The 13662-nt window shown below is 32.5% G+C and carries 13 protein-coding genes; 3 read left to right on the top strand and 10 right to left on the bottom strand.

Annotated elements, in window-relative coordinates; all coding sequences use genetic code 11:
* Window positions 1-272 precede the first annotated feature (272 nt).
* Window positions 273-668 carry a helix-turn-helix domain-containing protein gene (locus F0365_RS14205; RefSeq protein WP_169934305.1) on the bottom strand — a complete coding sequence of 132 codons (396 nt, stop codon included), beginning with the start codon at window positions 666-668 and terminating at the stop codon, window positions 273-275.
* Between the two features lie 4 nt (window positions 669-672).
* The gene (locus tag F0365_RS14200; RefSeq protein ID WP_169934304.1) at window positions 673-861 is read right to left on the bottom strand and encodes a type II toxin-antitoxin system HicA family toxin; all 189 of its coding nucleotides are present in this window, start codon (window positions 859-861) and stop codon (window positions 673-675) included.
* Window positions 862-1298: 437 nt separating this feature from the next.
* On the opposite strand from F0365_RS14200, the gene F0365_RS14195 reads away from it, so the two are divergent.
* The gene (locus tag F0365_RS14195) at window positions 1299-2267 is read left to right on the top strand and encodes an IS110 family transposase (protein ID WP_169934303.1); all 969 of its coding nucleotides are present in this window, start codon (window positions 1299-1301) and stop codon (window positions 2265-2267) included.
* 163 nt (window positions 2268-2430) lie between these two features.
* Here F0365_RS14195 and F0365_RS14190 read toward each other — a convergent pair whose 3' ends face one another.
* The 3 genes from F0365_RS14190 to F0365_RS14180 all read right to left on the bottom strand — a co-directional run bounded on the left by F0365_RS14190 (window position 2431) and on the right by F0365_RS14180 (window position 6197).
* Window positions 2431-3507: a DUF418 domain-containing protein gene (locus F0365_RS14190; protein WP_169934302.1), complete on the bottom strand. Its 1077-nt coding sequence runs from the start codon at window positions 3505-3507 to the stop codon at window positions 2431-2433.
* 57 nt (window positions 3508-3564) lie between these two features.
* A complete protein-coding gene (locus tag F0365_RS14185; protein WP_169934301.1) occupies window positions 3565-4746 on the bottom strand; it encodes an integrase core domain-containing protein in 1182 nt (393 codons plus the stop codon).
* 299 nt (window positions 4747-5045) lie between these two features.
* Window positions 5046-6197, bottom strand: coding sequence for a tetratricopeptide repeat protein (locus tag F0365_RS14180; protein WP_169934300.1), 1152 nt, complete (start codon window positions 6195-6197; stop codon window positions 5046-5048).
* 428 nt (window positions 6198-6625) lie between these two features.
* Here F0365_RS14180 and F0365_RS14175 point away from each other — a divergent pair, with 428 nt between their 5' ends.
* Entirely contained in the window at window positions 6626-7594 is a 969-nt protein-coding gene (locus F0365_RS14175; protein WP_169932342.1) for an IS110 family transposase, read from the top strand.
* A gap of 115 nt (window positions 7595-7709) precedes the next feature.
* Here F0365_RS14175 and F0365_RS14170 read toward each other — a convergent pair whose 3' ends face one another.
* The 5 genes from F0365_RS14170 to F0365_RS14150 all read right to left on the bottom strand — a co-directional run bounded on the left by F0365_RS14170 (window position 7710) and on the right by F0365_RS14150 (window position 12056).
* Window positions 7710-9542 (bottom strand): S1 RNA-binding domain-containing protein, encoded by a 1833-nt coding sequence (locus tag F0365_RS14170; protein WP_169934299.1) that lies wholly within the window; start codon window positions 9540-9542, stop codon window positions 7710-7712.
* Window positions 9539-9748: a hypothetical protein gene (locus F0365_RS14165; protein ID WP_169934298.1), complete on the bottom strand. Its 210-nt coding sequence runs from the start codon at window positions 9746-9748 to the stop codon at window positions 9539-9541. Before F0365_RS14165 ends, F0365_RS14170 begins: the two co-directional genes overlap by 4 nt.
* Before the next feature lie 150 nt (window positions 9749-9898).
* Complete coding sequence (locus F0365_RS14160) at window positions 9899-10993, bottom strand: HigA family addiction module antitoxin (RefSeq protein WP_169934297.1); 1095 nt, start codon at window positions 10991-10993, stop codon at window positions 9899-9901.
* 24 nt (window positions 10994-11017) lie between these two features.
* A complete protein-coding gene (locus F0365_RS14155) occupies window positions 11018-11338 on the bottom strand; it encodes a type II toxin-antitoxin system RelE/ParE family toxin (protein WP_169934296.1) in 321 nt (106 codons plus the stop codon).
* Between the two features lie 319 nt (window positions 11339-11657).
* Complete coding sequence (locus tag F0365_RS14150) at window positions 11658-12056, bottom strand: hypothetical protein (protein ID WP_169934295.1); 399 nt, start codon at window positions 12054-12056, stop codon at window positions 11658-11660.
* Window positions 12057-12554: 498 nt separating this feature from the next.
* Between F0365_RS14150 and F0365_RS14145 the strand changes: the two genes are divergently transcribed.
* Window positions 12555-13580 carry a helix-turn-helix domain-containing protein gene (locus tag F0365_RS14145; RefSeq protein ID WP_169934294.1) on the top strand — a complete coding sequence of 342 codons (1026 nt, stop codon included), beginning with the start codon at window positions 12555-12557 and terminating at the stop codon, window positions 13578-13580.
* Window positions 13581-13662 lie beyond the last annotated feature (82 nt).

The raw sequence follows: 13662 nt of genomic DNA, 5'->3' as shown, positions 1-13662 counted from the left end.
AGGTAGGAAAAACCTACAGGTCTCACAATTGAGGAAGGACGGAACGTAATTCTCTTCAAAATTCGCATAGGAGCGCAAGTTGTAGCCTATGCTTAAATTAGGGGATAGTATCAAGGCTGAAAAGAGCTTTGGTGTGATGAATTACGAACCGCCGTACCTGCCTGCCGGCAGGCAGGTACGAGACCCGTATGTACGGTGGTGTGAGAGGCGTACTGGCAGTTATTTCACTGTCAGCCGTCTACTCGATTGTAAGTAGTGTTTTTTGCGTTCTGTTATGCCGTTTGTAATAGATTTATTCCGCTCAATTCCTGTCCAATTTGGTGTATTCCGTTTAAAATTTTTTCGGTCTGTTTCGCTGATGGTTTTTTAGTTCCTGAAACATATTGAGAAAGTAGGGTAGCGTTCATTCCAATTTTCTCGGCAAGAAATTTAGCGTTTAAAACTTTATAAAATTTAAAGAACTGCTTAAAATCTATTTCAAATCCGATGTCGGTTGGGTCAACTTTTATTTTTTCGTCCTCAAAATGTAATTCGGTCGCCTCGTAAGTATTGTTAATCAATTCGGGAATTGATTGTCCAGTCGTAAATATTGGATAGTCCGCTGAAAAGGCAGAAAATCCAGTATTTGTTTTTTCAACTGTCATTGTTATTTTTTTCTTCTTTGCCATAATACTATTTTTTAATTCCAGCGTCTTTTAGAATTTTATTTTCCAATCCTTTACCTATTTCTTGACTTCCGTGGTTCGGAAAAATAATCGTTCCTTTTTTCGTTTCGTGTCGCATTTTAGCGTGCGAACCTTTTTGCGATACCGCATACCAACCGTCTTTTGTTAATATTCGATAAAGTTGGGAACATTTCATTCAGTTTCGCTTTGATTCAGACTCCAAAGGTAAACTATTATTTACTTTTTTTTACAAAACAAATTTTTATGCGAAGACGGATTTCGAGCATTACTTACAAGGTTTATGTATATGAGCTGTGGCGTGTTTCAGCACGAACCTTTCCAAATATAAACTAACTTTAGGAAATCCGAAAATTTTCCAAATGGGCAAAGACCAAGCCATAGCTTATATACATCCTAAGTTTGTTTCCCTTTAATTATCATAAATTTAAAGTATAAACAGAAAAGAACTAAGCAGCAGAAAAAGGTTAGGATATACGCTGAAGCATTAGACTTCGTCAACAATGATAATCCCTGCTGCTTTTATCTATTAATCCGTTTAGTTCTGTGAGGCATAGACCTCGTTTTTAGGATGTTGGATAACAGATATTTATTCTTTTCGTAAAACATATAATTATGAATAAATATAAGAGAATTTACGGAGTTGACATTAGTAAAGATTCATTTGATGTAGTTGATAATGAAGGGAATCATGACCAGTATGGTAATCAGGCGAAGGGATTTTCGAAGTTTAAAAAGATTTTGGATGCAGAGTCGCTAGTAGTAATGGAGGCAACGGGTTATTATCATTATAGTTTGGCTCAGTTTCTTTCGGCTTCAGGAATATCTTGCTCGGTTGTAAATCCGTTATCGGTTAAGCGATTCATTCAGATGAAATTGGCCAAGGTTAAAACCGACAAAGCTGATGCTGCGGCAATTTGTGCTTATGCACAGGTCACTGATGTAAGTATATACAATCCTTTAAATGATACACAAGCGGAATGTTTACAGCTCTATAGTCTTTTAGAACACTACGAGAAAAAACGAACAGCCATAAAGAATAAGCTGCATGGAGAAGAAACCTTGGGTAAACCTTCAAAAGCTGTCTATCACTCTTTAAACAGAGTATTAAAGGTTCTCAAGGTAGAGATCACATTAATGGAGCAGCGGCTTATGGAATTGGTAAAGCAAGAGCATAGCCTGCAAGTCAAGTTGTTAAAAAGTATACCTAGAATAGGAATAAAGACAGCGTTGTTTCTAATTGTTGTGACCGATGGTTTCTCAAAATTTGAGACGGCCTCACAACTTTGTAGTTATGCCGGAATTACTCCTACGGAGCGCAGATCAGGCACTAGTATAAGGGGAAGGAGCAGAATTTCCAAAGTAGGCAATAAGCGCTTGCGCCACCTGTTATTCATGTGTTCATTTTCAGCTTGCAAATATAATCAGGCTTGCCGTTGTCAGTATGAACGGATAGTCACAAAGGGGAAAAGTGAAAAACTAGCTTTACTTGCAGTAAGTAATAAACTACTTCGCCAGAGCTTTGCCATTGCAAAGTCAGGCATCCCCTATGATGCAACTTATCGCAGTGCTCTAAAAAATTAGATGTTGTTAAATAAAAATGATGTTGTTAAATAGCTTGTTGAATTGGCAATAAATCGACAAAGGAGATTTATGCTACTTCAACAATGCCAGGCAATTTTTTTACCCAAAATTAAAATAGTATTTACTTGGATTTAAACTTAGCTCTTTGTTGTAGCCAGTTTTTCTATTGGATTATTTTTTTCATTATCCATTCTACAGGTCCATTTTCTCTGCTTTTCAGCCAATAAGTTGCAAACAATACACATAATATACTAAAAATTAAAGCATACGCTACTGAAAATTCTATTGGATAATTTCCCATTTTTCCTGGGTTAATTGCTTCAATAATTCCCATTCCAATAATTACGTGTGCCACATAAAAAGTTAAAGCAAGTTGCCCAGTTTTATTTAGAGCCAAAAGTATTTTGTTTGTTGAAAATCTTTTTCCGATTATGATACAGGCTGATATTATTGATATGGAAATTGCAATTCCATTAAACATATAAATTGGCAATGGTGGCATTGGGTTGGTTCCAATAATTTCTGATAATTCACTTATTGTTTGTTCGTTTCCATCTGATAAAAATGAAATTGACAAGTGTGATAAAATTTGAATTACAATAAAAGAAATTGAACTAATCCAAAATGCTTTTTTGATAAATTGGTCACTTTTCAAGTCTTGTTTGCCAAACCAAAAACCAAAAAGCATAAAAGCAGTCCAAGGAATTACTGGGTGAAAACCATTGAAGAATAGATTTCTAAAAAATCCATTAAATGTCCAAAAATCGAAATAATCTAAAGTGTCAAAATTCCAACCTGTTTCGTAATTCCAAAAGCCAATTAATAATGGATAAAGCAGTATTAATGCAATTGCCGACATTAAAATAGTCTTTTCATTGCTTGTTAGTAAAAGTAAAATAACAAGCATATAAATTCCATAAAAATGCAGAATATCCGCTGGCCAAATTACAATATATGAAAGACCAACAATGAAAAGAAACAAGGCTCTTTTTGCAATTCTTATTCTGGAAGTTTTTAATTTTTGGCTATCATTATTTTTCAATGCAGAATTTGTCATTAAAGCAAGTCCAACGCCTGCTAAAACAACAAAAGTGGCTGCTGCCTTTCCATCAAAAGCACTCGCAAATGATTTTACCCAACTCAATCCATTTTCGCCAAGTACGACTTTAAAATTAACGATTATCATTCCGATAACTGCTAATGCTCTTGCGATATCAATTCCGATTATTCTTTCTTTCACGGTCTTATTTTAAATGTTCGTTAAGGCACATAGTTTACAAAGTTAAAGTCACATGCTTTACACTAGATTTTGACTTAGTCTAATTGATACTTGTTTATCTCTTATTTTATTTTCATTAAAATAACCTAAAAATACATCTCTATAAAATACTCTCCAAATTCCATTTCCTTGATCTTCAGCACCGACGTATTTTCCCTTAAGTCCAGCAGTTAAATATACCCAATAATATGACTTCCACCGCATGGCTCCATTTTGGCATACCTTCATCACTTTCATTTTTGATGGGTAATCATATTTTGAGATTTTCTCAGGGTATGGTCTATTAGAAAAATCATGGCAATCTGCGGGGGTTTTCATTCCTAAAGCTTCATGAGGTCTAATGTGATTATATTCTTTTACAAACCGATTTAAGCTACGTTGTTGTGCCTTCAAATCAAATGATGAGGGTTTGGCACAAGCTGCCTTTAAATCACGGTGCATACGTTCGTGTCTTCCGTTTTGGTCTGGTCGTGCTGGGTCGGAATAAACCGGGTCTATTCCCAATTCAATAAACCAATAGGATAGCCTGGTATATCTTTGAATAGCAGCTACAGATCCAAAGGGACTTCCGTTGTCGGTATGTATCTGTTTAGGAATGCCATACTTTCTAAAAACCTTTGTAAACTCTTGCTTAACAGAGAGAAAGTTTTCTTTATAATGCCCTTTTGCTGTAAACAAAAACCTACTCTTTGAATCGGCAATAGTGAGCGGATGGCAGTATATTTTATTTCCCATTAAAAACTTTCCCTTATAGTCTGCGCTCCAAACTTCATTACATTTCTTAGGGTCGAAAATGGGAAATACAGGCTTGACTCTTCTGCTTCGCTTTTGAGGTTTAACTAGGCCATTTTTAGAAAGGATGTTGTGAACAGTAACCACACTTGGAATAAGTTCTTCAGTATACTGTTTAAACAACAAAATGCGAATTTTCTTCGCTCCCCAAAGCATGTGTTTATTTTTTAATTTTAAGATTGAATCTTCAACTTTATGATTGGTTCTGTTGGGGTGATTAATTGGAGCTCTTTCTTGCTCAATTAATCCCGATAGTCCCATTTTTTCATACCTAGAAATCAACTTGTAAGCGGTAGGTCGAGATATATTAAATGACCTACGAAGTTCTGTGATGGTGTACTTTTGAGTTAACCATTCGTGAATAAATTCTACTTTTTGTTCCATTTTAGTTTTTGCTTTCCAGACCATGATAAATTACTTTTTCATGTAATTTATGAATCTTAAAAGTGTAAACTATGTCCCTTTAACTTTGTAAAGGATGTCCCTTTACCGTACCTATATGCACCCTAACGTCTCTGTATATGGCTCGTAGCGTGCAAATTAAACAATTAGTTTCGGATGAAGCACGAGCCGAATTTTTAAATTTTTCTTATTATCTTTTTTTACTAATAAGCCAAATTTAAAAATTTGGCGACTTTCCAAATATGCCTTAACTTCGATTAATTAACTGACTAGCTATGAGCTATATACGTTGTTGGCAACAGGCTTTATTCGGCACAATGTTTTTTTACTGCCTCCAAAACCATCCAATTGTCATCTCCAAGCGAAACAGCTTTATTCAAATCTATACAGACTTTGGTTAACTCCGATTTTGGAATTTCAGTTTCTTTTGAAGCAATTATTTGAATGTCTTTCGATTTTGATAAAGTCCGACTATTTCCAAATTCATATTTTCTAATTATCGCAAAAGCTCGATTAGAATAAGCATTTGTGAAATATGGTTCAATTTCTAGTGTTTTATTAAAATCACTTATTGCATCATCAAACTCTAAATTATTCATTTTTGCAGTTCCGCGCGCAAAATATCCGTCAGCCCAATTTTCTTGTAATACGATACATTTTGTATATTTTTTTATTGCTGATTTAAAATTTCCTTGTTTGTACAAATCTTGGGCTTGATTGTAATATTCGTATATCTTAACAGTTGTTTTATCTTTTTGATAAATTCCATTTTTATAAGCATTATTTCCTTTTTCCTTTCCCGTCGAATAATAAGAAAGAAATTCTCCATCCATTTTTCCATTTTCATTAAATGTAGACCTCTGTTTTAATTGTCCGTTTTGATGATACATTTCCCAAACTCCAACTTCTTTACCATTTTTAAAACTGCCTTTTTGCATTAATGTTCCATCTTCGTAGAATCTTTGTTCAAGTCCATTTGAAATACCGTTTTGATATTCAATTTCGTCTGAAACATTTCCATTTATATGATAGAGTAGGCGTTTGCCTTTTAATTTACCATTAAATAACATTCCTTCGCCTTGTTTTTTTCCAATCAGATAATAGTCAATAAATTTTCCAGAATATGGTGTTGAACTATCTTTTAAATACCAAGTGGCATTATTTTTAGTCATTGATTTAGTTGTCGGAATTGCTTTAATACTATCAGGTCTTTTCGCATATTCTTTTGTAAAGACATATATTATTCCGTCCAAATCTTTGTACCCAGCTTTTTCTATAGCTTGTTTGTCTTTCAAAACATCAACTCTATCAATTTCATTTTCAGTCAAAGTCCCAAATCCTTCTTTTGGTTCTTCAATTATTGGAATTGAGTCCACTATATAAAGTGTCCTTTCATTTTGACTTATTCCAATTGTTGAGATTAGTGTAAGTATTAAAATTAGTATTATGTTTTTCATTCGAATGTTTCTTTAGCTTGTTGCCAACGGTTTGTATAAGAATAGTAGGGCTGAAAAAACGCAACTACCATTCGGTTAAACACAAGCCGAATTTTTAAATTTTTCTTATTATTATTTTCTAAATAAGCCAAATTTAAAAATTTGACGACCTCGTAAAAGTATTTTTACCATTGGTTTAAGCAACAATTGCCCTATTATTTTTATACGGCTTAAGTTTGATTTATATTAAAACACCTAGTTTTAGTTATTAATCAGAAAGAACAAAGGAGAGAATTAAGGTTACTATATACGGTGAAGCTTCAGACTTCGACAACATTGATAATCCTCTCTCTTTTACTACTTTAATTACGATCAGTTCTGTGAGACTTTAGATCTCGTTTTCAAGTCGATGTAATACCAGTAGCTGGTTCTTTCATAAATCAATTCTTATGAATAAATATAAAGAAACTTATGGAGTTGACATCAGTAAAGATGTTTTTGATGTGCACGGCAGTAGTTCGGGGCACAATCAGTATAAAAACGATGCGACTGGCTTTAAGAAATTTCTTAAAGACTTACCTAAGGAATCCTTAGTAGTTATGGAAGCTACGGGCTATTATCATTATCGACTTGCTCAGTTTCTTTACAAAAATGAAGTGGTAGTCTCTGTTGTTAATCCTTTGTCTGTAAAGCGTTTTATACAAATGAAATTAGCAAAAGTTAAGACAGATAAAAGCGATGCAAAGATGATCTGTGAGTATGGAATAATTAACGAGGTTCCTTTGTATAATGCCTTAACAGATGTTCAGAGTGAATGTTTGCAATTATTTAGAACCCTAGATAATTATATAAAACACCGCACTGCTACAAAGAATAAAATGCACGGAGAAGAGGTTTTAGGGATACCGTCAAAGTTCACATATCAATCTTTGAGAAGAACTAAGAAGTATTATGATACCGAGATTAAAAAAATTGAAGCAAAGATTCTCTCCCTAGTAAAAGAGGAGCAGCAAGAACAGCTCACCTTGCTAACTTCTGTACCAGGAATAGGCCAGAAGACTGCTTTATTTTTAATCATCGTTACAGATGGTTTTTCTAAGTTTGAAACAGCCTCGCAGTTATGCAGCTATGTAGGCATTACACCAACGACAAGAGTCTCTGGCAGCAGTGTTAGAGGCAGGGCACGGATAAGTAAGGTTGGTAATAGAAAGCTTCGTAATCTATTGTTTTTATGTTCTTTTAATGCCTGTAAGTACAACAAAGCGTGTCGAGAACTTTATGAGCGAATAGTGAACAAAGGTAAAAGCAAAAAACTAGCGCTAATTGCTGTTGCAAATAAGCTAATTAAACAGTGTTTCGCTATCGCAAAATCTGGAAGACCTTATGACGAAACTTACGTTTCTGTCTTGCCTAGATAATTAGAAAAATTTACAATAAAAAACTCAAAGAATCAATCAATTGAATCTCTGAGTCTAGGATAATAGTGTCTCAAAATTAATGAAGAAAAAGGTTGTTTTTTACCTCAGTTCTTTGTTAGGGTGCGTTTTTATTTCTTCTCAAATCAACTCTCATTTTCTTTTTAGCGATAAAAACTTTTGAAACGAATAAGTCTAATCCTTGATCTACGACCAAATTATTCTGAAAATCGGAGTATTCATAACCCGCTTTTTGTAATGATTCTTTTGGTAGTATAGCAATAATGGATTCATCAATTTTTACCTTAACATAATGTTCTTGTATTTCACAAACTTTACCGTGGATTTCTTTACCGATAGGATAGGCAGTGTGTATGTCTGGCCAAGGGTCAGTTACTAACTCCCTTTTACTAACAATAATTTCTTTCTTATCTGTGTCGACCTGAATTACTTCAACAATTAATTCCGTACCAATCAAATCTATTACTTCACTGTCAATGTTATTGGGTTGCCATGATAGTTCCGTTATTGGGAGTAAAACAGGTAGTTTTTCATCGTAGAAACAAAGCAGTCTGTTGTTAAGCTTTGAATAAACTTTTATTTTTATTTCATCACCATTACTTGGTGGGGTTTTTAATGCCCAAGGATCTAGTTCTAAGAATTTTCTGCTCAAAAATATCGTCCCCGTTTCCCACTCAATTGTTTCAACTTCAAATTCGTATTCTTTGTTTAATTCCAAAAAATCCTTACAGCTAGTTGGATAGTTCCATGAACAGTTTCGATATTTAATGTATGCTCTTAAACCGTGCAGGTTAATTAGGGCCTCTTTTTCAGAAACATCTTCGACAGTACCTTCATATCTTTTTCCTTCTTCAATATTATTTGTTATAATTCTTTCTTTAAAACTGTCATTTGAGAAAATGTTATTGCTACTTATAATAGCTATTTTGAAATTTGTTTTTTTATTAGTTTCATTAATTGTGTAATCAACGGTATTAATTAATTTTTCGATATTTAGAGATTCGTGACTCCTCAATGTTTTGATTAGTTTATCAAAAAATACATAGGAATTTGGAAATGAAATTATGTAAATGCTTTGAATCCCTTTGTCAATTTTGATTTGAAGGCGTTTGAGATACGGTCTTAATCCTTGTGTATCTGCTCTATGAGATTTAGCAAGTAGCATAGTTCCTACAGAAAAAGGTTTTTCAGTATAGTTTAATTCGATTTCATCACCAATTTTCCTGTTTACAATTTCTAATAAGTATTCGAGAAATTTTATTGCTTCCGAAGTATAGTCGTTAGGGTTTGAGTCGGCATAGAGACCTTCTCCTATAATTTCTAATTCATTTAAGACAACAGGTATAAAAAAACCATGATTATCAAGCTCTACTAACCTTTGAATAAGCACTCCTAGTGTCTTATCTTGTGATGTCTCTGGATCTAAGAAGTATTGTTTAAATATTGCTTTCCCATGTCTCCCCATATTGTTTGACAACTTTTTCATTAGTGTCAAATCTAATGCAGTACTGTAACTATGGTGAATATTACTCCTAACTAGTGGACAAATTATTAATGGTAATGAGAATTTTGCAGCATTGAGAATGTTTCTTGTTTGGTCTTTTTCTTCTTTAAGGCGTAGTATAATATTGCCCTCTTTTGTGAAAGCAGGGTCTTCCGACTCGGTAACCCATTTAATTTTTATCTGAGGTTTGTTTTTGTCAACTAAAAGATTGAAAATTTTGTTGTTATAGAACATGTTTAGTGAAGAAGAAACTTCAGAAGAAATGTGTGTCTTTGAAAACCATCTACACATTCTATAGAATGGTTTGGTTACTAAAGCTTGTAGTTTCTCGCCACGTGTTGGGTCTTGGACGATTAAAAACAGAAATACAATTAGGCAAACTGTAGGTAATCCATAGACTCCAAATAGTTTTATAAATTCATTCATTGTTCTAAACATTCTGAGTTGTCACAAATTAACTTTGGGGAATTTTCAATGATTTTGATTCCTCCTATATTTTCAAATGTAAGTAGCTCATTGCAATTAATACAGTTAGCTTGTTTTGATTCTATCGATTCAAATAATCCTAAATCTTTCAGAATAGTCATGAACTCTTTGTCGTGAATCGCTGGTATTTCAATTTTTTCTTTCATGTCTTTTTAAATGCACCCTAACGTTTGGTATATGGTTTGTTGCGTGTTTAAGTAACTAATTTAGCAAACAAATCACAGATAGAAAATTCCAGCGGAATTTTCGTAAATAGGCGAGAAATAGCAATAAATTATATACGGTGTTGGCAACAGTTATTTCATTTTTTTATCTATCGTAGTTTTTATCGCGTAGTAATTCATTTCGTGACAAACTCTACCTAGTAAAATAGCTGGATTAATTCTATGTTGATCTCCTAAACCTATAATTTTTTCGTCATTAAGTGGATTGTGATTTTCTAAAATATCTTGCCATATCTGTTTTGAAATTAATTTTTCTTGAGCGTAATTATCTGCTTCCTGTTCGCATTTATTTAAATTCTGTTTTCTAGTTAAGTCCATAAATTTTCTGTCCTTATCATTTCTCAAATGCAAATCAATATGTCCAATTTCGTGCATAATTGTAAAAGCAAAATTATCAATCCGATTATGTCTTAAAGTCAATGCAATCACTGGATTTTGCTCTGACCAAAAAGAGAATCCGTCAATAGGTGTTTTCTCTAGCTTATCAATTAGCAACATTTTAATTCCAAATTGATTAAGTACAGTTTTAACTCTTTCTGGTGTTTCAGAATTATCGTAAAATATGTTATTTAGATTTTTACAGAGTTGGTTTAGATTGTCAAAATTAAAAGTATTCGTTTTTTGATTTTTAGCTTCATATTGAGCTAATGAACTCCAAGCGAACATATTTTTATCATCAATTTTTAATTTATCCGATTTACGATAATATGCAAATTTATCTTTAGAAAAGGAAGATACTAGACCATCAATAGTTTCTACTTCATAGATGTTCTTTATTGTTTTTATATCACTTTCAATATTGTCATTTAAATATTTATGTTTTTTAAAATATCGAACAGGAACATATTCTTTGATAATGCTCCATAGTTCAATATTTCTTACTTTTTTAATGTTTTTTTGCTTAACTCTTGCCTTATCAATCTCGTATTGAGATTGAAATTTCATCCAATAATCCGCTGAAATACCTAATATCTTTTCTAATAAAATTGCTATATCTGCTGTTACTGGTCGTTTTCCTTTGATGATTTCATTTAAAAATGATGGTTGTACATCTAATTCCTTTGCCAATATTCTTTGGTTTAAATCAGGTGTCGCGTCTAATTCATCTTTAATTAAAACTCCTGGATGTGTCGCTAGTGCTGGTGTTAAAACTTTGTTTGTTGCCATTTTCCCTGTGTTTTCTTGTAGTAATTACTTGTAGTGATTACTCAATTCAATAATTGAGCATATTGTAATACTATTAGGTTCTTCTCCTTCTAGTGTGGTAATAAATTCTATTCGATACTTGCCATCCACTCGAACAGACTCCAATCCTTTTTTATCGCCAATAAGTTTTTCATAATTTAAACTTCTAATTGGATATAACTCTTCTGTGTTTTTTGCAACTCTTAATTTATCTATTGTTTGTATGAACTTTTTGATAACATTCGGTTGAAACCTATGCTTTTTGCTTCGAGCCTTACCATTTTCGTATAGTTCTTTGAGATAATCTTTCTCGAAATTTATTTCCATAGTTTTCTGTTATCATAGTGCAAAGATACAAATAAATAACAAAAGTTCACTAATTAAGTGAACTTTTGTTATTTATTCCGTAATTGTTGCCAACGTTTATGTATATGAGCTGTGGCGTGTTTTAACACAAACCTCTCCAAATATAAACTAACTTTGGGAAATCCATAGATTTTCCAAATGGGCACAGACCAAGCCATAGCTTATATACGGTGTTGGCAACTGGCTTTTGTTTGTTCGGTCAAATTCATTTTCTCCAAATTCCTAATTCAGTTTTATAATGTTTTAAATTTAGAAATTCAGATTGATTTTCATTGCATTTTTAATCTGCTATTTCTACTAATTCTAATTCTTTAATAATTTGGCTAATATCAAACTCAAAATTTTTTGGAATATTCACAGTTGCAATACTTCCAAAATCAACTTGCCAAAATCCGCCTCTTTTTGTTAATTCCTCTCCGAGCATTCGATAATCAGATTCTTTATAGTTTGGTGTTAGTCCAAATCTTCGGGTAATAAATTCCGATTTCTTTATGATTTTTACAACTTCGTGTTTGTTTTCAGAGTTGATTTTAGTTTCAAATTCCGCTCCTAAAGTCAATTGATTATTAAATAAGTCGTTGTCAATCATCCGAAATTGGTTTTCAGATAATTGTTCAACATAAAGAGAAGTCGTAACTTTTTCTTTTTTGTCGTAGACTTCAATTTTGACTTCTATCATTTTTCAGCGTTCTGTTTTTCAGCTTGTTGCCAACGTTGATGTATATGGCTCGTAGCGTGCAAATGAGCTGTTTCCATTCGGTTAAGCACAAGCCACATTTTTTAATTTTCTTTTTATCTTATTTTCAAAAAGTTAAATTAAAAAATGTGGCGAACTTCGCAAATAAACCTTAACTTCTATTAAGCAACTGTCTAGCTATGAGCTATATACGTTGTTGTACACAGTATATTCAGCACAAACCTTGCGGTTAGCACAGACTTTTCATTTATACTTTTACTTACGGTTTTATCACAAGCCTTTCATTCCAATTTTAATCTGCTTTCATTAAATTTTCTTTAAAAGTACTAAAGTTTCTCAAAAGTTTTCTTGCAAAATGTTTCTTTTACAATGTAATGGAATACTCTTTTTTGCGTTGGCTTATGTAGGTGGCGTAAAAGTGTATGGAATGGTAATCGAAGTCACAAAATTTAATACCTTGCCGAATGTTAATTAAAATAAATGCTTAAAACTCTCCAAATTATTGCTTTGTTACAAGGTCTTTTTGTCCTTTCCGTTTTGTTTATCAATCGTAAAGACTACAAAAAAGCTACATTTTGGTTACTATTTGGTAGTCTGCTTTCCGTTTTGCTTTACATTGCTGGTGACGATGAAAACAATATTTTCGTTCAAGACACAGATTGGTTTCTATTCGATAGTTCACTTTTTGTAACATTTCTATTTTTATTTTTTCGCTATTATAAAAGTGGAAAGGACAAATTTGCCAAACTTGATTGCCTTTTCTTTATTCCAAATATTATCTATTTTACAATTGAGGGAATTGAAATCAACCTTGTTAAAGAAAATCTGCTCGTAGAAATCTTTGAGATTGCATCTGAATTGGCATTTTTGTTTTATTTATTAGCGATTATTTACTCGATAATCACGAACAAAAATAAACATTGGATTATATATTTTGCTATTCCCATTGCAATTTTATTTGCGCTTTCATCGGTAAACGATATTCTAAAGACTTTTGGAATGGCAGAATTGCCTTTATTCAATGACCAAAACTTCAACACCTATCTTTTGTTGGTCATTGCATTCTTATTTTATTTTATAGCTTTTAAGTTATTAGGAAAAAACAAAGATATTTTACCAAGAACGGAAATGAGCAAATACAAAAATTCCAATCTCAATTCAAAACTTATAGAACAATACAAAGCAGATTTAGTTCGCTCAATGGAAATCGATAAATTATATCTCAACAACAAATTATCCATTGTCGATGTTTCCGAAAAATTGAATATTCCACGTCAATATATTTCTGAAGTTTTGAACGAGTATATGGATACAAGTTTTCAAGATTTTATAAACGAATATCGTGTTGAAGAATTTATAAATCGCCTAAAAAACGACCAGAATAATCATTTTACACTCTTGGGAATAGCCACAGATGTTGGTTTCAACTCAAAGTCCTCGTTTAATGCAATATTCAAGAAATACAAGGGTTTAACACCTACTCAATACAAGAAAACACTTCTCTAAAAAGTGCAATTTGTGCAGATAAATTGTTCTGCACCTATGTGTTAAAATTTACTTCAAAAATCTTACGTTATTTGAACTAACA

Source organism: Nonlabens sp. Ci31 (assembly GCF_012974865.1).
Classification (GTDB): domain Bacteria; phylum Bacteroidota; class Bacteroidia; order Flavobacteriales; family Flavobacteriaceae; genus Nonlabens.
The sequence above is the reverse complement of the archived record's forward strand: the minus strand, read 5'-3'. Positions and strand labels throughout refer to the sequence as shown.